The 17,311-nt window shown below is 59.3% G+C and carries 15 protein-coding genes; 10 read left to right on the forward strand and 5 right to left on the reverse strand.

Annotation, left to right across the window (positions count from 1 at the left end):
• The first annotated feature begins 342 nt into the window (after positions 1-342).
• From ACWKXN_RS16805 to ACWKXN_RS16825, 5 genes are read left to right on the forward strand one after another with little or no spacing between them, the layout of a single operon-like run.
• Positions 343-1,155 carry an ABC transporter ATP-binding protein gene (locus ACWKXN_RS16805; protein ID WP_454544049.1) on the forward strand — a complete coding sequence of 271 codons (813 nt, stop codon included), beginning with the start codon at positions 343-345 and terminating at the stop codon, positions 1,153-1,155.
• Positions 1,152-2,135, forward strand: a complete 984-nt coding sequence (locus tag ACWKXN_RS16810) for a FecCD family ABC transporter permease (protein WP_454544050.1) — start codon at positions 1,152-1,154, stop codon at positions 2,133-2,135. Before ACWKXN_RS16805 ends, ACWKXN_RS16810 begins: the two co-directional genes overlap by 4 nt.
• The gene (locus tag ACWKXN_RS16815) at positions 2,132-3,172 is read left to right on the forward strand and encodes a FecCD family ABC transporter permease (protein WP_039263001.1); all 1,041 of its coding nucleotides are present in this window, start codon (positions 2,132-2,134) and stop codon (positions 3,170-3,172) included. Before ACWKXN_RS16810 ends, ACWKXN_RS16815 begins: the two co-directional genes overlap by 4 nt.
• Positions 3,173-3,181: 9 nt before the next feature.
• Positions 3,182-4,132 carry an iron-siderophore ABC transporter substrate-binding protein gene (locus tag ACWKXN_RS16820; protein ID WP_064673315.1) on the forward strand — a complete coding sequence of 317 codons (951 nt, stop codon included), beginning with the start codon at positions 3,182-3,184 and terminating at the stop codon, positions 4,130-4,132.
• Positions 4,129-5,016 carry a MurR/RpiR family transcriptional regulator gene (locus tag ACWKXN_RS16825; protein ID WP_048979114.1) on the forward strand — a complete coding sequence of 296 codons (888 nt, stop codon included), beginning with the start codon at positions 4,129-4,131 and terminating at the stop codon, positions 5,014-5,016. Before ACWKXN_RS16820 ends, ACWKXN_RS16825 begins: the two co-directional genes overlap by 4 nt.
• Positions 5,017-5,099: 83 nt before the next feature.
• On the opposite strand, the gene ACWKXN_RS16830 is transcribed toward ACWKXN_RS16825, so the two are convergent.
• The 4 genes from ACWKXN_RS16830 to qseB all read right to left on the reverse strand — a co-directional run bounded on the left by ACWKXN_RS16830 (position 5,100) and on the right by qseB (position 8,126).
• Complete coding sequence (locus ACWKXN_RS16830) at positions 5,100-5,414, reverse strand: putative quinol monooxygenase (protein ID WP_008502984.1); 315 nt, start codon at positions 5,412-5,414, stop codon at positions 5,100-5,102.
• A gap of 31 nt (positions 5,415-5,445) precedes the next feature.
• Positions 5,446-6,027 carry an NAD(P)H-dependent oxidoreductase gene (locus tag ACWKXN_RS16835; RefSeq protein ID WP_454544051.1) on the reverse strand — a complete coding sequence of 194 codons (582 nt, stop codon included), beginning with the start codon at positions 6,025-6,027 and terminating at the stop codon, positions 5,446-5,448.
• A gap of 105 nt (positions 6,028-6,132) precedes the next feature.
• Positions 6,133-7,470 (reverse strand): quorum sensing histidine kinase QseC, encoded by a 1,338-nt coding sequence (qseC, locus tag ACWKXN_RS16840; protein ID WP_422717741.1) that lies wholly within the window; start codon positions 7,468-7,470, stop codon positions 6,133-6,135.
• Positions 7,467-8,126, reverse strand: a complete 660-nt coding sequence (gene qseB / locus ACWKXN_RS16845; protein ID WP_182071635.1) for a quorum sensing response regulator transcription factor QseB — start codon at positions 8,124-8,126, stop codon at positions 7,467-7,469. The genes qseC and qseB overlap by 4 nt, the downstream gene beginning before the upstream one ends.
• Positions 8,127-8,265: 139 nt before the next feature.
• On the opposite strand from qseB, the gene ACWKXN_RS16850 reads away from it, so the two are divergent.
• From ACWKXN_RS16850 to ftsP, 4 genes are all read left to right on the forward strand, one after another.
• Positions 8,266-8,667 (forward strand): YgiW/YdeI family stress tolerance OB fold protein, encoded by a 402-nt coding sequence (locus tag ACWKXN_RS16850; protein WP_023309189.1) that lies wholly within the window; start codon positions 8,266-8,268, stop codon positions 8,665-8,667.
• A gap of 118 nt (positions 8,668-8,785) precedes the next feature.
• Positions 8,786-11,044, forward strand: a complete 2,259-nt coding sequence (gene parC / locus ACWKXN_RS16855) for a DNA topoisomerase IV subunit A (RefSeq protein ID WP_029740706.1) — start codon at positions 8,786-8,788, stop codon at positions 11,042-11,044.
• A 163-nt stretch (positions 11,045-11,207) separates the two neighbouring features.
• Positions 11,208-11,945 carry a 1-acylglycerol-3-phosphate O-acyltransferase gene (gene plsC / locus ACWKXN_RS16860; protein WP_023333413.1) on the forward strand — a complete coding sequence of 246 codons (738 nt, stop codon included), beginning with the start codon at positions 11,208-11,210 and terminating at the stop codon, positions 11,943-11,945.
• Between the two features lie 58 nt (positions 11,946-12,003).
• The gene (ftsP, locus tag ACWKXN_RS16865; RefSeq protein WP_023309186.1) at positions 12,004-13,416 is read left to right on the forward strand and encodes a cell division protein FtsP; all 1,413 of its coding nucleotides are present in this window, start codon (positions 12,004-12,006) and stop codon (positions 13,414-13,416) included.
• 30 nt (positions 13,417-13,446) lie between these two features.
• Here the strand turns inward: ftsP and ACWKXN_RS16870 are convergent, their stop codons facing one another.
• On the reverse strand, positions 13,447-14,922 hold the full coding sequence (locus ACWKXN_RS16870) for a TrkH family potassium uptake protein (RefSeq protein ID WP_454544052.1): 1,476 nt from the start codon (positions 14,920-14,922) through the stop codon (positions 13,447-13,449).
• Between the two features lie 199 nt (positions 14,923-15,121).
• Here ACWKXN_RS16870 and ACWKXN_RS16875 point away from each other — a divergent pair, with 199 nt between their 5' ends.
• Positions 15,122-17,293 carry a YgiQ family radical SAM protein gene (locus ACWKXN_RS16875; RefSeq protein WP_045356051.1) on the forward strand — a complete coding sequence of 724 codons (2,172 nt, stop codon included), beginning with the start codon at positions 15,122-15,124 and terminating at the stop codon, positions 17,291-17,293.
• Positions 17,294-17,311 lie beyond the last annotated feature (18 nt).

Below are 17,311 nucleotides of genomic sequence, written 5' to 3' on the forward strand. Positions count from 1 at the left end.
AAAATGTGTGAGTCATTGCCCTTTACGGTCTGTCCGTTAGCCACGGTGGGCATCGGACATGTAATTGAGAATCATTCAATCATGCGCGAATGTAGTAGTAAATGGAAAAAAGAAAAAATCGACTACAACGTTTAGCCGGGCGTATAAGCGCAGCGGGATGATTATTAATTTATTGAATTAAATGTTTTTTAAAGTCATTCCTTGTTCATTTTCCCTCAGGCTTATCCCTGGTTTTATCAGGGTGTTTCTTCTCTTGACTACTACATGGCGCAGCGTCAAACTCTCAAAAGAGAATGATTTTTATTTATATTTGTTGCGCTTTTTTATTACGTTGGCATTCACGTGGCTCACAACACAAAAAAACCGGGACTGGTTCTGGAGAACCTCTCTGCGGGCTATCAGAAAAAAATCATCGTTGATGATATCTCCCTTGCGATCCCACAGCAGAAAATGACCGTGCTGGTAGGGGCGAACGGCTGCGGAAAATCCACGCTGCTGAGCACCATTGCGCGTTTGCTTCAGCCGCTTGGCGGCGCGGCAGTTCTCGACGGCAAGGCGATCCACGCGCTGCCGACCAAAGCCGTCGCCCGCCAGCTGGGTATCCTGCCGCAGTCTCCGCTGCTCCCGGAAGGGTTGACCGTCTTTGAGCTGGTCTCGCGCGGGCGTTTTCCCTGGCAGAACTTTATGCGCCAGTGGAGCGACGAGGACGAGCTGGCGGTGGAAGAGGCCCTGCGCCTGACCGGCACGGCAGAGTTTGCCCATATGCCGGTGGAAAGCTTATCCGGCGGCCAGCGTCAGCGCTGCTGGATCGCCATGGCGCTGGCGCAGCAAACGCCGTATATCCTGCTTGACGAGCCCACGACGTTTCTCGATCTCCGCTATCAGGTGGAGATCCTGGAACTGCTGCACACCCTGACCCGCCAGCACGGACGTACCGTCGTGGTGGTGCTGCACGATCTCAACTTCGCCGTAAACTACGGCGATTCGCTGGTCTTTTTACGCCAGGGGAAAGTTGAAGGCGTATTGCATGAGGGCGATGCCTGCACGCCGGAGCTGATCAAAGCGGTGTTTGATGTCGACGTGCATATGTCCATAAACCCGTTGACCGGCAAGCCGTTCTTTATGCCGTTTCGCCAGAGTACCGTTCAGCCATGATGCGCTCCTCTCTGGCCTTTCCGATCTTCGCACTGCTGCTGGCGCTGGGTGCGATTATGCACCTGGGCATCGGCGCACGCTTCATCGCCCCGCAGACGGTGGTGGAGGCATTTTTCCATTTCGATCCGCGCAATTTCGACCATAACGTCATTGTCAAATTAAGACTGCTGCGCCTCTGCGCCGCGATGGTGACGGGCGCCGCGCTCGGCGTGGCGGGCGTGCTGCTGCAGTCCGTGATCCGCAACCCGCTCGGCGAGCCGCATATTCTGGGGCTCAACGCCGGGGCCGCGCTGGCGGTCGTGATTACCAGCGCGCTTGGGCTGTCGCTGCCGTTTGGTCGCCCGCTCGTTGCCGCCGCCGGTGCCGCCGCGCTGTTTTTGCTGGTGCTGATGTTCTCCTCGTCCGGTCGCACCGGGCTTACGCCGATGAAAGTCACGCTGTGCGGCGTGGCGATGTCGGCGTTTGCCTCATCGATTACCGCCGCGGTGTTAATCCTCGATGAACAGACGCTGCTCGCCATGCGCACCTGGCTGGCAGGGGACCTGGCCGGGATCAACGTGCAGACGCTCCGGAGCGCCCTGTGGGCCGCAGCAGCCGGTTTTGTTCTCGCCATCGGGCTGTCACCCTCGCTCAACATGCTGGCGCTGGGAGACCGAATGGCGCAGGGGCTTGGCGTGTCGCTGCTGAAAACCCGCCTGCTTACCCTGCTGGCCATCGCGCTGCTCTGCGGTGCGGCCGTCTCAATTGCCGGGCCGATTGGCTTTATCGGCCTGGTCGTGCCGCAGCTCATTCGCCGTCTGGTGTCGGTGGATTTACGCGTTATGGTGCCGCTGTCTGCCCTGTGTGGCGCGCTGGTTCTGCTGCTGGCGGATATCGCCGCCCGCACGCTGTTTACGCCCTGGGAGCTGGCAACCGGCATCATGACGGCCCTGGTCGGCGCACCCGTATTCATCTTTATGGCATCGAGGATCTTCAAATGAACCGGGCCGGATTCCGCGCGATCCGTATTGGCCGTTTATCGGCGCTGGTTCGCCCGAGGGCGCTGGCCTGCCTGACGCTTTTAGCGCTGGTGGCGTTAAGCCTGCTGGGCTTTGGCCTGACGCACGGATCTCTGCCTGTTCCCACCTCCGCCATCGGGCGGGCGCTGTTTTCTCCTGAGAGCCTGACGGCGGAGACGCGCTACATCGTGATGGATATCCGCCTGCCGCGCCTGCTGATGGCGGTGCTGTGCGGCGCGATGCTCGGTATGGCGGGGGCGGCAATGCAGTCCATCACCCGCAATGGTCTGGCCGATCCCGGGCTTATCGGCGTGAAGGAGGGCTGTAGCGCGGCGGTACTGCTGCTGATTTTTCAGTTCCCGGCGCTGGGCCTGGCCTGGCGTCCTCTGGTCGGCATGGCCGGTGGGCTGCTTACCGCGCTGCTGGTTATCGCCCTGGCGCGCGATATCTCGCGCCCGCGATTTATCCTGATCGGCATCGGCGTGTCGTGGGCGTTTGCCGCCGCAATGGGCGTCTTTATCACCACCGCCGACGTGCGCGACGTGCAGACGGCGATGCTGTGGCTGGCGGGAAGCCTGCATGCGGCAAACTGGACGCTGGTGGGGTTAGCCGCGCTCTGGGCTGCCCCCGCGTTTGCGCTGCTGCTGTTTACCGCGCGGGCTGCGGACGTGGCGTTGCTTGGTAATCAGGCCGCAGCGGGCCTTGGCGTGCGCATAACCCGGCTGGCGCTGCTGCGGGTTCTCGCCCCGGTGGTGCTGACGGCGGCCTGCGTCTCGTGCGTGGGCAGTATTGGTTTCGTGGGGTTGATTGCCCCGCATATGGCGCGCCTGCTGCTGCGCGGTGGGCAAACCGCGCTCCTGACGGGAAGCGCCGTGCTGGGCGCGCTGCTGGTGCTGCTGGCGGATAACGTCGGACGTCTGGCATTCCTCCCGCTGCAGCTGCCGGCGGGAATTGTGATTTCACTGATTGGCGGACCGTTTTTCCTGCTGCTGCTCTGGCAGCGTCGGGACAGATTTTAGGGGACTAAAATGCGCGTAGTGTTTTCGATGCTGTTGCTGGTGGGGTTCGCGGTGGGTGCGGCGGAGCCGACGCAGACGTTTACTGACGATCTTAACCGAAAAGTGGTGGTACCGGTTCATCCGAAACGGATTGTCTCTTTACACGATCTGGATATCACCATTCCGCTGATTGAGCTTGGCGTGCCGCCGGTGGCAAGCCATGGCCGCACGCGGCCGGACGGCAGCCACTTTCTGCGCTCCAGCGGCATGTTGACCGGCGTCGACTTTGATAATTCCGACATTAAGTTTATCGGCACGGCCGATATCGACATTGAAGCCATCGCCGCCGCAAAGCCTGACCTCATCGTTACCGAGCCGACCCGCAACACCCCGCTGGAACAGCTGGCAAAAATTGCCCCGACGGTGAGCATCGATCATCTCGACGGCGGCGCGCCGGAGATCTATCGCAAGCTGGCTCAGCTGACGGGAACGCAGGCGCGGCTCAAGGTTCTGGAGCGGCGCTATCAGGAGCAGATTAAGGCCCTGAAGGCGACAATTGATACCAGCAAGGTGACCGTGTCCGTGATTCAGGCGAATCAGGGAAAGATTAATGCCATGCACAGCTACCACTCGCTGGGCCGCGTGTTGCGCGACGCCGGGTTCATCTTCCCGCCGCTGATTGAGTCCATCCCGGACGGAGGGCGCATCGACGTCAGCGCCGAGCGCCTGCCGGAGCTGGATGCCGATTTCGTCTTCGCCACCTGGCGCGGGGATACGGGCGGTAAACCGCAGGACGAGCTGGCGGCGATGGATGCGGTCATGCCGGGCTGGTGTCAGTTCCTGAATGCCTGCAGAACCGGGCATTACGTGCTGATCTCGCGTGAAGAGGCCATCTCGAATTCGTACGCCTCGTTAGGGCTGATGGCCGCGCAGGTGCAGTCGCAGATTGCCGGGCGTCCGCTGCCGGAGGCGTCACGGTGATCCGCAAAGAGAAAGGGCGCGTGGATGTCTATGGCGACCGCTTTCGCGCGCGTGCGCATCAGCTGACGCCGCGTCTGCTGCAGGTTGCACGCTATATCCATGACAACCGCGAAGCGGTGATGGAACAGACCGCAATGGAGATCGCGACGCTGTTGAAAACGTCGGATGCCACGGTAGTCCGCGCCATTCAGGCGCTGGGTTTCGCCGGGCTGCGCGATCTCAAGCAAACGCTGGAGCAGTGGTTTGGTCCGGTGGTCACCTCCAGCGAAAAGATGTCCACCACGGTGAATACGCTCGCCAGCGACGTCAACGCGAGCATTGATTTTGTGCTGGAGGGGCATCAGCACACCTGCGAGGTGTTATCCGAGCCCCACAACCGCTACGCGATGGCCCAGGCGGTCTCTCTGCTGGCGCAGGCGAGGCAGGTCGCCATATTTGGCATTGGCGCCTCCGGCATTCTGGCCGAGTACACCGCCAGGCTGTTCAGCCGCATGGGGTTACCCGCCACGCCGCTTAACCGTACCGGAATAGGGCTTTCCGAGCAGCTGATTGCGCTTCAGCGCGGCGACGTGCTGGTGATGATGGCGCAGAAATCCGCGCACCGGGAGGGGCAAACCACGCTGCGTGAAGCAAAACGTCTGGGCATTCCAACTATATTGCTGACCAACGCCCTCGATTCGCGCTTCAGCAAGGAGGCCAGCGTGGTGATCCACGTTCCGCGCGGCGGCGAAAAAGGCAAAATTCCGCTCCACGGCACGGTACTGCTGTGTCTGGAGATGATCATTTTATCCGTCGCCTCCACCGAGCCGCAGCGCACCATCAAGTCGATGAAGCGCATCAACGAGCTACACCGTGGGTTAAAGCCGGGGAAGAAAAGCACCTAAAAACAAAGCCCGGTAGCGCTGACGCTCACCGGGCCTGGATCTGTTCTCCCTCTCCTTTCGGGAGAGGGCGGGGGAGGGGAAACTTAAACCCCTTGCTCCAGAATGCGGATGTGGGTTTCCAGCACGTCACCCTTCACCGCGTCGCTCCACGCTTTCATGTGCGCGGTCTGCAGGTGCGCTTCAAGATGCGCGACGGTTTCCCACTGCTCAACCATGATGATCGAGTCTGGCGCGGTCGCCTGGAAGCTGGCGTCAGTGGCGGCATCCACCATCGGCGCGTAGCCGTGGCAGCCTTCTTCTTTCAGTACGGTCGGGATAATTTTCGCGAACTGATCCAGCACCGCCTGGCGGTGATGTTGACCTGGACGAGTACGGATTTCTGCGATTACGGTAAGCATGTTTACTACTCCTTTAATTCCAGGCTACCAGTTAAGCAAAAATTTCCGCGAGATGCTTGCGATATTCTGCGATATAGCTCGGGACGTCAGGCATTTTAATCACGTCGTTGACGATAAAGGTCGGCAGCGGATCCATGCCCAGGAACTGGTTAGCCTTGTGGAACGGCAGGTACGCGCCGTCGACGCCCACGCCTTCGAAGAACTGTTCTTTATCGGTGAAGGCTTCCAGCGGGGCGTTCCAGGTCAGCGAGAGCATATATTTTTTGCCCTGAATCAGGCCGCCCGAGCCGTATTTTTTGGAGGCGTCAGAGCGGGTGCGGCCATCGCTGGCATACAGTGAGCCGTGACCTTCGGTGAACACGTCGTCCATGTATTTTTTCACGGTCCACGGCGCGCCCATCCACCAGCCTGGCATCTGCCAGATCACCACGTCAGCCCACAGGAAGTTCTGCACTTCGGCCTTCACGTCATAATTGCTGTCCGCACGCACGACCTTAACATCATGCCCGGCGTCGCGCAGGAAACCGTCCGCGACCTCGGTCAGGGTGTCATTCAGCTGGCCTTTAGAGTGCGCAAATTCTTTTGCACCGTTGATAATCAGGATGTTGCTCATTATTTGTCCTCGATGATGAGAGTATGGCCAGTATTCTACGCGCGAGGACGGTGCGGTAAAATGAGCAAAATGTGCAAAGTCTTTTGCGTTATACGCAATAATCCCTTACCAGCTGACCTTCGCTTCAAAACCGCCTTCAGGCGCATTGCCCAGCGAAACGCGCATCCCGTGCAGGGCGGCGATGCGTTTTACAATGGATAACCCCAGCCCGCTGCCCGTGGCATCCTGACCCGGCGGGCGATAAAAGCGCTCGCCGATGCGCGCCAGCGCGTCAGGTGAAATGCCTGGGCCGTTGTCGCGCACGGTAAAGCCACACGCGTCCAGCGTCACGTCCACCACGCTGCCGCGCGGACTGTAGCGAATCGCGTTATCCAGCAGGTTGCGCACCAGCAGGCTCAGGAGCAACTGCTGGCCCGTGCGTGTCACCTCTGGTGCATGGATGTTCAGGCGAATATCAATGCCCGCCTGCTGCGCCGGATGCCAGATATCCAGCACGGCCGACTGCAGCAAGTCGGCCAGGGGAGTCGGTTCGACATCGTCAAGGTTATCCAGCGAGTCCAGACGCGAGAGCGTGAGGAGCTGATCCACCAGCCGGGAAGCGCGGTCGATGCCCGCATGCAGCTGCATCAGCGCTTTTTCCCGCGCCTGCGGATCGTCATGAGAGAGCTGGGCCACGTCAGTTTGCACCTTCAGGGCCGCCAGCGGGCTGCGCAGCTCGTGGGCGGCATCGGACGTAAAGCGGCGCTCGCGGGTCATCATCTCCTGGGTGCGCGCGAAGAGATGATTCAGCGAGTCGAGCAGGGGGCGTACTTCCGTAGGGACACCCTCGGTCGGCAGTTTATCGGTGGCATCCGGCGAGCGGGAGCGCAGGGTCTGCGCCAGCTTTTTCAGCGGCTTCAGCTCCCGACTCAGGAGGACGATCAGCAGCAGCAACATCACGGGCAGCGCTACCAGCCAGGGGGTCAGCTGCGAGCTGACCACGTCCAGCGCCATCTCCTGGCGGTACTCCCACTCCTGGCCGACCACCACGCGGTATTTTCCGTCAGGTGAGGTCAGCCATAAAAAACGCCACTCGTCGTTGTCGCCCTGCAGCTGCCCGTTATCGAACCCGTCGCGGCGATAGTGGTACGGGATATCGCGTCCGTTTTCACCGTCGTTGAGGAGCATTTTGCCGTCGACGGCGTAAATGGCGAAAGCCAGCGCGTCGTCGTCCAGACGACCGTGCTTCACTTTTTTCGGGATCTCGCGCATGCGTTCGGGGGCGCGGATCTCGTCCAGATCCATCGTCAGCAGCCGTTTAGCAAACAGCATCTGCTGGGTATCGAACAGCTTGTCGAGCTTGTGGGTCGTCTGCTGCCAGGCAACCAGGCTGGCGGCAAACCAGGCCGTCAGAGACAGAAGTAAAAAGAGAAGCGTCAGGCGCAGCTTCAGGCTCAGTTTCATGCGTCACCCAGGGTATAGCCGATGCCGTGCACGGTGCGGATAAACTCGCTCCCAAGCTTGCGGCGCAAATGATGGACGTGAACCTCGATGGCGTTGCTGGAGACGTCGTCGTCCCAGGTATAGAGTTTTTCCTCGATCAGCTTTCGCGGCAGCACCCGACCGGCGTTACGCATTAACAGCTCCAGCAGCGCGAACTCTTTCGGCTTGAGCGTCAGCGGCTCACCGTCCAGCGTGGCGATGAGACGGCTCGGATCGAGCGTGACCTTCCCGTGACGCAGCTCGCTACTCGCCTGGCCGTGGCTGCGGCGGACCAGCGCTTCGAGGCGGGCACCCACTTCGATCAGCGCGAACGGCTTACAGAGATAATCATCCGCGCCAAGACGTAGCCCTTCGACGCGCTGGTTAAGCGCATCCCGCGCCGTCAGAATCAGTACCGGCTCGCTGCGCCCGCTCTCGCGCCACGCGCGCAGAATGTCCAGACCGTCAATTTCCGGCAGCGTCAGATCCAGCACCACGGCATCATAGGGTGCAGAAGACAGCGCGGCCTCGCCGGTTTTACCGTCGGTAAACCAGTCCACGCTAAAACCCATTTTGCTCAACCCCGCCTTGATACCGTCGCCGATTAACCTGTCGTCTTCTACCAGTAAAATGCGCATGTTCCCTCCTTGATGTCGTCAGTAAACCCTCTGTAAGCGCCTGCTGTACAGCAATAATAAATAAATTTTTCCCTTAAGAAGTTGTTAAGGATTACCCTGTTAAATGGACTGCGAAACGACATTAAAGGGAGAGATGAAGATGAAAAAATTCGCTGCAATTGCTGCCATCATGATGATGACCACCGCGCCGGTCTTTGCTGCTCAGGGCGGTTTTACTGGCCCATCGGCCACACAGACCCAGACGCAAACTCAGCAGGGCGGTTTTGTCGATAACAACGCCAACCTCACCACCGCGGCAAAAGTGAAAGACCTGAAGGACGATGCCTGGGTGAAGCTGCGCGGGAACATCACCGAGCGCCTGTCCGATGACCGCTACACCTTCCGCGATGAGTCCGGCACGGTCGTAGTTGAGATTGACCACAAGCGCTGGAACGGCGTGACCGTCACTCCGCAGGATAAAGTTGAACTGCAGGGTAAAGTCGATAAAGACTGGAACGAGTTTGAAATCGACGTGAAGCAGGTTATTAAGCTGAACAAATAACCCGAAAAGGGCCGCCTGTGCGGCCCTTTTTCTTTGTGACTCAATTCATCAGATGAGGTAGTATCTGCGGCAATATTGCCTGAAACCCTTCGGTTTCTGAGTTGAGGAATCACACGTAATGAGCGATATGGCAGAGCGCCTCGCGCTACATGAATTCACGGAAAACGCCTACCTGAACTACTCCATGTACGTCATCATGGACAGGGCGTTGCCGTTTATCGGGGATGGCCTGAAGCCCGTTCAGCGCCGCATCGTGTATGCGATGTCCGAACTGGGGCTGAACGCCACCGCCAAGTTCAAGAAATCCGCCCGTACCGTCGGTGACGTACTGGGTAAATACCATCCGCACGGCGACAGCGCCTGTTATGAAGCGATGGTGCTGATGGCGCAGCCGTTCTCTTACCGCTATCCGCTGGTGGACGGGCAGGGGAACTGGGGGGCGCCGGACGATCCGAAATCCTTCGCGGCGATGCGTTATACCGAATCCCGCCTCTCTAAATATGCCGAAGTGCTGCTGGGCGAGCTGGGTCAGGGAACCGTTGACTGGGTGCCGAACTTCGACGGTACGATGCAGGAGCCGAAGATGCTGCCTGCGCGTCTGCCGAACATCCTGCTGAACGGTACCACCGGTATCGCGGTCGGTATGGCGACGGACATTCCGCCGCACAACCTGCGTGAAGTGGCGAAAGCCGCTATTACCCTGATTGAGCAGCCGAAAGCGACGCTCGACGAGCTGCTGGATATCGTGCAGGGGCCAGATTTCCCGACCGAAGCCGAGATCATCACCTCGCGCGCGGAAATCCGCAAAATCTACCAGAACGGTCGCGGCTCCGTGCGCATGCGCGCGGTGTGGAATAAAGAGGACGGCGCCGTGGTGATCACCGCGCTGCCGCACCAGGTTTCCGGTGCCAAAGTGCTGGAGCAGATCGCCTCCCAGATGCGCAATAAAAAGCTGCCGATGGTGGACGACCTGCGCGACGAATCGGATCACGAGAACCCGACCCGTCTGGTGATCGTGCCGCGCTCCAACCGCGTGGACATGGAGCAGGTGATGAACCACCTGTTCGCCACCACCGATCTGGAAAAAAGCTACCGCATCAACCTGAACATGATTGGCCTCGACGGACGCCCGGCGGTGAAAAACCTGCTGGAGATCCTCACCGAATGGCTGACGTTCCGCCGCGATACGGTCCGCCGTCGTCTGAACCATCGTCTGGAGAAAGTGCTTAAGCGCCTGCATATCCTCGAAGGTTTGCTGGTGGCGTTCCTCAATATCGACGAAGTGATTGAGATCATCCGTACCGAGGACGAACCGAAGCCGGCGCTGATGTCGCGCTTTGGCATCAGCGAAACCCAGGCCGAAGCGATCCTCGAACTGAAGCTGCGCCATCTCGCCAAACTGGAAGAGATGAAGATCCGCGGCGAGCAGAACGAGCTGGAAAAAGAGCGCGATCAGCTGCAGGCGATCCTCGCGTCCGAGCGCAAGATGAACACCCTGCTGAAGAAAGAGCTGCAGGCCGATGCAGACGCCTTCGGCGACGACCGTCGTTCTCCGCTGCACGAGCGCGAAGAAGCGAAGGCCATGAACGAGCACGACATGCAGCCGTCCGAGCCGGTGACCATTGTTCTGTCGCAGAGCGGCTGGGTGCGTAGCGCCAAAGGCCACGATATCGACGCGCCGGGGCTGAGCTACAAAGCGGGCGACAGCTTCAAAGCGGCGGTGAAAGGCAAGAGCAACCAGCCGGTGGCGTTTATCGACTCCACCGGCCGCAGCTACGCCATCGACCCGATTACGCTGCCTTCCGCGCGCGGGCAGGGCGAGCCGCTCACCGGCAAGCTGACGCTGCCGCCGGGGGCGACGGTTGACCATATGCTGATGGAAGCCGATGACCAGAAGCTGCTGCTGGCCTCCGATGCGGGCTACGGCTTTATCTGTACCTTTAACGACCTGGTCTCCCGTAACCGTGCCGGTAAGGCGCTGATTAGCCTGCCGGACAACGCCCACGTGATGGCGCCGCTGGTGATCGAGAACGAAAGCGACATGCTGCTGGCGATCACCACCGCCGGACGTATGCTGATGTTCCCGGTCAGCGATCTGCCGGAGCTGTCGAAAGGCAAGGGCAACAAGATCATCAACATCCCGTCGGCGGAAGCCGCGAAAGGCGAAGATGGCCTGGCGCACCTCTTCCTCCTGCCGCCGCAGAGCACGCTGACCATTCACGTCGGCAAGCGTAAGATCAAGCTTCGTCCGGAAGAGCTGCAGAAAGTGGTGGGTGAGCGCGGTCGCCGCGGCTCGCTGATGCGCGGCCTGCAGCGCATCGACCGCGTGGAGATTGACTCTCCTGCACGCAGCACCGCGGGTGACAGCGAAGAGTAATGTCGTGATATCCCCCTCTGCCCGGAGGGGGAGTTTCAATAAAATTTCCCGTAAAATCGTTGTTAATTCGTGCGTTGCGATTAACAATACGCGCTCGTAATAAAGTCCTTACCTGGCCACAGGTGAAGTATAATTGTCAGCTGTTGGGGCTTCAGAGGTCGCTATGCTATATATTGTTCGTCTTATTCTTACCGTTATCTACTGCATTCTGGTCTGTATTTTCGGCTGCATCTATTGCCTGTTCAGTCCGCGTAATCCTAAGCATGTTGCCACCTTCGGCCATATGTTCGGTCGCCTTGCGCCGCTGTTTGGTCTGAAGGTTGAAAAACGTCTGCCTGAAGGGGCGGAGAATTTCGGTAACGCCATCTATATCGCCAACCATCAGAACAATTACGATATGGTGACCGCCGCAAATATCGTGCTTCCACCGACCGTGACGGTGGGGAAAAAAAGCCTGCTGTGGATCCCGTTTTTTGGCCAGCTGTACTGGCTGACCGGTAACCTGCTTATCGACCGTAACAACCGTGCGAAAGCGCACAGCACCATTGCGGAAGTGGTCAATCATTTTAAAAAGCGCAGAATCTCAATCTGGATGTTCCCGGAAGGAACGCGCAGCCGCGGCCGCGGCCTGCTGCCGTTTAAAACCGGGGCGTTTCATGCCGCAATTGCGGCAGGTGTTCCAATTATTCCTGTGTGCGTTTCCAATACTTCGAATAAGATTAATCTTAACCGCCTGAATAACGGGCTGGTGATTGTCGAAATGCTGCCACCCGTCGATACCAGCAAATACGGTAAAGACCAGGTGCGCGAGCTGGCAGCGCACTGCCGTGAGCTGATGGCTCAGCATATTGCGCAGCTCGACAAAGAAGTCGCAGAGAGAGAAGCCGCCGGTAAGATTTAATCCGGCGTTGAAGGGAAAACGAATTCCCGCGTTGTTAGTCGTTTCAGATGGAGCTTATATGTCACTCAGTCGGCGTCAGTTTATTCAGGCTTCCGGGATCGCCCTTTGTGCGGGTGCGATGCCGCTGACAGCCAGCGCCGCCGGGCAGCAGCAGCCGCTGCCCATTCCGCCATTAATTGAATCCCGTCGCGGTCAGCCGCTTTTCCTGACGCTGCAGCGTAGCCACTGGTCCTTTACCCAGGGGACGCGCGCGCCGGTCTGGGGCATTAACGGACGTTACCTTGGGCCGACCATACGCGTGTGGAATGGCGATGACGTAAAGCTCATCTACAGTAACCGTACCCCTGAAAATGTCGCCATGACCATCAGCGGCCTACAGGTGCCTGGCCCGTTAATTGGCGGCGCGGCGCGAATGATGTCACCCAGCGCCGACTGGGCGCCGGTGTTGCCGATTCGCCAGAGCGCGGCCACCCTGTGGTATCACGCCAACACGCCTAACCGCACGGCGCAGCAGGTTTATAATGGCCTGGCCGGAATGTGGCTGGTGGAAGATGAGGTGAGCAAATCCCTGCCGATCCCGAACCACTACGGCGTGGATGATTTCCCGATTATCATCCAGGACAAACGTCTGGATAATTTCGGTACGCCGGAATACAGCGAGCCGGGCAGCGGTGGCTTTGTCGGCGATACGCTGCTGGTCAACGGCGCGCAAAGCCCGTATGTGGAAGTTTCGCGCGGCTGGGTGCGCCTGCGTCTGCTCAACGCGTCTAACTCGCGCCGCTATCAGCTGCAAATGAGCGATGGCCGTCCGCTGCACGTGATCTCCGGCGACCAGGGCTTTTTACCGGCGCCGGTTTCCGTCAAACAGCTGGCGCTCTCGCCGGGCGAACGTCGCGAGGTTCTCATTGATATGACCAATGGGGATGAAGTGTCTGTCACCTGCGGTGAAGCGGCCAGCATTGTGGACCGCATTCGCGGATTCTTTGAACCGTCGAGCATTCTTGTCTCGACCCTGGTGCTGACCCTGCGCCCGACCGGTCTGCTGCCGCTGGTGACCGATAGCCTGCCAATGCGCCTGCTGCCGCAGGAGATCATGAGCGGCTCGCCGGTGCGTAGCCGTGATATCAGCCTGGGCGACGATCCGGGCATCAACGGCGCACTGTGGGACGTCAACCGCATCGACATTACCGCGCAGCAGGGCACCTGGGAGCGCTGGACGGTCCGTTCAGATATGCCGCAGTCGTTCCATATTGAAGGGGTGGCATTCCTGATCCGCAACGTCAACGGTGCGATGCCGTTCCCGGAAGATCGCGGCTGGAAAGATACCGTCTGGGTGGACGGCCAGGTTGAACTGCTTGTCTATTACGGTCAGCCTTCGTGGCCGCACTTCCCGTTCCTGTTCCACAGCCAGACGCTGGAGATGATGGACAGGGGCTCCGTGGGGCAGATGCTGATCAATCCCGCACCTTAACCCCAACATTCCCGGTTCGCCGGGAATGGTTTATGCCCGCCAGAAAAAGCGCGAGAACAGAATCAGCACCGGGTAAATTTCCAGACGCCCTAGGATCATCGCCGCGCACATCAGCAGTTTTGCCCCCTCGGTTAACGTGCCGAACGTCGACGCCGTCTCGCCAAACCCCAGCCCCATGTTGTTGATGCAGGCGGCAACCGTTGCGAATGCGGTAAACAGGTCGTAGCCCATCAGGTTGAGCGACCAGACAAAAAAGCCCGTGATCATCACGTAGAGAAAAAAGAAGCTCCATACCGAGCGCAGGACGCGTTCATTCACCACGCTTTTGCCCACCTTAATGCTCAGCAGCGCTCTCGGATGCGCCAGCTGGTTCATCTCCTGAATACTCTGCTTGAACATAATGAGAAAACGCAGGGCTTTGATCCCGCCGCAGGTCGAGCCTACGCAGCCGCCAAAAAAGCTGGCGCTCAACAGCAGGAAGATGGTGTGTGCGGGCCATTGGGCATAGTCGGCTGTCGAAAGGCCGTTATCGGTCATCATCGAACTGGCAAGGAAGAAGGCGTGCACCAGGCTATCCGTGGCGTTGTACATCCCGGCATGCCAGACCTGCCAGGCGGTGATGACAATAATCACCGCGGCGGCGGTCAGAAAGAATTTAACCTCCGGGCTGCGGCGAATCGGTTTCAGGGTGCGTCTGACAATGGCGACGTACCAGAGGGTGAAGTTGAACGCGGAGAGCAATGAAAACGCCCCGGCGACCAGCTCAATCGCGTGGCTGTCATAAAACCCAATGCTCTCGCTGCGGGTGGAGAACCCGCCCAACGACACGGTCGACAGCCCGTGACAGAGGGCGTCAAAAAATGACATTCCCGCCAGCCAGTAGGCCAGGGTGCAGGCCACGCCCAGCGCGAAGTAGGTCACCCACAGCGTCCGCGCGGTATCGGCAAGGCGGGGAGTCAGACGCTCCTCCTTGAACGGCCCCGGCATCTCTGACTGATAGAGCTTCATGCCGCCGATGCCCAGCAGCGGCAGGACCGCGACGGCCAGCACGATGACGCCTAACCCGCCGATAAAATTCAGCTGAGCGCGGTAATAAAGGTACGACTTAGGCAGGGCGCTGACGTCCCCGATGACCGTTGCCCCGGTGGTGGTGATCCCGGAAACCCCTTCAAAGAGCGCGTCGGCAAAGGAGAGCTGTAGCCCGTCATCCATCCAGAGCGGCATGGCGCTAATGAATGAAAACAGCAGCCAGAACAGCACGATAATCACAAACCCGTCGCGGGTGCGAAGCTGTATGCCGGCGTGACGGGTTGCCCGCCAGGTTAGCCCTCCGAGAGTAAAAAAGGTTAAAAAGGTGGTCAGGAAGGCAAAGTAGGTCCGCTCTTTATTCAGCAGGGCGATCACCATCGGCGGCAGCATGGAAAGGCTGTACAGCAGAACCAGAAAACCGCAGAGGTGAAGGACAACCCGCAGCTGGGATACATGTAACGAATCGTTGGGCTTCACGACAGAGCTCCGCGCAATAACACGTTCCGGGGCAACTCACCGGAAAATATAGTGAATATTATGATTCAAAATTATCAGGGCGCGGTATTTTAACGACTTCCACGAATATCTGCCTGCTTCCTGCATCCTTTTCTTCAAATCTGGCGGATGAACAGCGTATAATCCCGCTCCTTTTGTCTATTTTTTCTTCGGAAGCATTATGAGCGCAATTTCCCTGATCCAGCCGGATCGTGACCTCTTCTCCTGGCCCCAGTACTGGGCGGCCTGCTTTGGACCGGCGCCATTCCTGCCGATGTCCCGGGAAGAGATGGACCAACTGGGCTGGGACAGCTGCGACATCATTCTGGTCACGGGCGATGCCTACGTTGACCATCCGAGCTTCGGTATGGCCATCTGTGGCCGTATGCTTGAGGCGCAGGGCTTCCGCGTGGGGATCATCTCCCAGCCTGACTGGAACAGCAAAGACGACTTTATGCGTCTGGGTAAACCGAACCTGTTCTTCGGCGTCACCGCAGGCAACATGGACTCGATGATCAACCGCTATACCGCCGACCGCAAGCTGCGCCATGACGACGCCTACACGCCGGATAACGTGGCGGGTAAACGCCCCGACCGCGCGACCCTGGTCTATACCCAGCGCTGTAAAGAAGCCTGGAAAGACGTCCCGGTGATCCTGGGCGGCATCGAGGCGAGCCTGCGCCGCACCGCGCACTACGACTACTGGTCAGATACCGTTCGCCGCTCGGTGCTGGTGGATTCCAAAGCCGACATGCTGATTTACGGTAACGGCGAGCGTCCGCTGGTGGAAGTGGCGCACCGTCTGTCGCAGGGTGAGCCGGTGAGCAGCATCCGCGACGTGCGCAATACCGCCATTATGGTGAAAGAGGCGCTGCCGGGCTGGAGCGGGGTGGATTCCCGCATCATTGATATGCCGGGCAAAATCGACCCGATCCCGCACCCGTATGGCGAAGACCTGCCGTGTGCCGATAACAAGCCGGTTGAGCCGAAAAAAGCGGAAGCGAAGGCTATCGTTGTGCAGCCGCCGCGCCCGAAACCGTGGGAAAAGACCTACGTGCTGCTGCCGTCCTACGAGAAGGTGAAAGCCGACAAGGTGCTCTACGCGCACGCGTCCCGTATTCTGCACCATGAAACCAACCCGGGCTGCGCCCGCGCGCTGATGCAGAAGCACGGCGAGCGCTTTATCTGGATCAACCCGCCGGCGATCCCGCTCTCCACCGAAGAGATGGACAGCGTCTTTGCGCTGCCGTACAAGCGCGTGCCGCACCCGGCGTACGGTAACGCCCGTATCCCGGCGTATGAGATGATCCGCTTCTCGATCAACATCATGCGCGGCTGCTTCGGCGGCTGTTCGTTCTGCTCCATTACCGAACACGAAGGGCGTATTATCCAGAGCCGCTCTGAAGATTCGATCATCAATGAGATCGAAGCGATTCGCGACTCGGTGCCGGGCTTTACCGGCGTGATTTCCGACCTTGGCGGCCCAACCGCGAACATGTACATGCTGCGCTGCAAGTCGCCGCGCGCGGAGCAAACCTGCCGTCGCCTCTCCTGCGTCTATCCGAGCATTTGCGAGCATATGGACACCAACCATGAGCCGACGATCAACCTCTACCGCCGCGCGCGCGACCTGAAGGGCATCAAGAAGATCCTGATCGCGTCCGGGGTACGTTACGACATCGCCGTGGAAGATCCGCGCTACATCAAAGAGCTGGCAACGCACCACGTCGGCGGCTATCTGAAGATTGCGCCGGAGCACACCGAGGAAGGCCCGCTGTCGAAAATGATGAAGCCGGGCATGGGCAGCTACGATCGCTTTAAAGAGCTGTTCGATACCTATTCAAAGCAGGCGGGTAAAGAGCAGTATCTGATCCCATACTTCATCTCCGCCCACCCGGGCACGCGCGATGAGGACATGGTGAACCTGGCGCTGTGGCTGAAGCAGCGTCGCTTCCGCCTGGATCAGGTGCAGAACTTCTATCCGTCACCGCTCGCCAACTCGACGACCATGTATTACACCGGCAAGAACCCGCTGAGTAAGATTGGCTACAAGAGTGAAGAGGTGGTGGTGCCGAAAGGGGATAAACAGCGCCGTCTGCATAAAGCGCTGCTGCGCTACCACGATCCGAAAAACTGGCCGCTGATCCGTCAGGCTCTGGAAGAGATGGGTAAAAAACACCTGATCGGCTCGCGCCGCGACTGCCTGGTACCGGCCCCGACGCTGGATGAGATGCGCGAAGCGCGTCGCCAGAACCGCAATACGCGCCCGGCGCTGACCAAGCACACGCCGATTGTGCATCAGCGTTCGAATGGTAATTCGAGTGTGAAGAAGCCCGTGAAGCGCAAAGCGTAAATAAAAACCCCGGCGAGC

The sequence above is a fragment of the Enterobacter sp. UPMP2060 genome (genome assembly GCF_053709655.1).

What these genes read in the sequence shown, in the direction of transcription:
- ACWKXN_RS16810 (WP_454544050.1), top strand. Translation starts at nt 1,152, where the DNA reads ATGATGCGCTCCTCTCTGGCCTTTCCGATCTTCGCACTGCTGCTGGCG.
- ACWKXN_RS16815 (WP_039263001.1), top strand. Translation starts at nt 2,132, where the DNA reads ATGAACCGGGCCGGATTCCGCGCGATCCGTATTGGCCGTTTATCGGCG.
- ACWKXN_RS16820 (WP_064673315.1), top strand. Translation starts at nt 3,182, where the DNA reads ATGCGCGTAGTGTTTTCGATGCTGTTGCTGGTGGGGTTCGCGGTGGGT.
- ACWKXN_RS16830 (WP_008502984.1), bottom strand. Translation starts at nt 5,414, where the DNA reads ATGCTTACCGTAATCGCAGAAATCCGTACTCGTCCAGGTCAACATCAC.
- ACWKXN_RS16835 (WP_454544051.1), bottom strand. Translation starts at nt 6,027, where the DNA reads ATGAGCAACATCCTGATTATCAACGGTGCAAAAGAATTTGCGCACTCT.
- qseC (WP_422717741.1), bottom strand. Translation starts at nt 7,470, where the DNA reads ATGAAACTGAGCCTGAAGCTGCGCCTGACGCTTCTCTTTTTACTTCTG.
- qseB (WP_182071635.1), bottom strand. Translation starts at nt 8,126, where the DNA reads ATGCGCATTTTACTGGTAGAAGACGACAGGTTAATCGGCGACGGTATC.
- ACWKXN_RS16850 (WP_023309189.1), top strand. Translation starts at nt 8,266, where the DNA reads ATGAAAAAATTCGCTGCAATTGCTGCCATCATGATGATGACCACCGCG.
- parC (WP_029740706.1), top strand. Translation starts at nt 8,786, where the DNA reads ATGAGCGATATGGCAGAGCGCCTCGCGCTACATGAATTCACGGAAAAC.
- plsC (WP_023333413.1), top strand. Translation starts at nt 11,208, where the DNA reads ATGCTATATATTGTTCGTCTTATTCTTACCGTTATCTACTGCATTCTG.
- ftsP (WP_023309186.1), top strand. Translation starts at nt 12,004, where the DNA reads ATGTCACTCAGTCGGCGTCAGTTTATTCAGGCTTCCGGGATCGCCCTT.
- ACWKXN_RS16875 (WP_045356051.1), top strand. Translation starts at nt 15,122, where the DNA reads ATGAGCGCAATTTCCCTGATCCAGCCGGATCGTGACCTCTTCTCCTGG.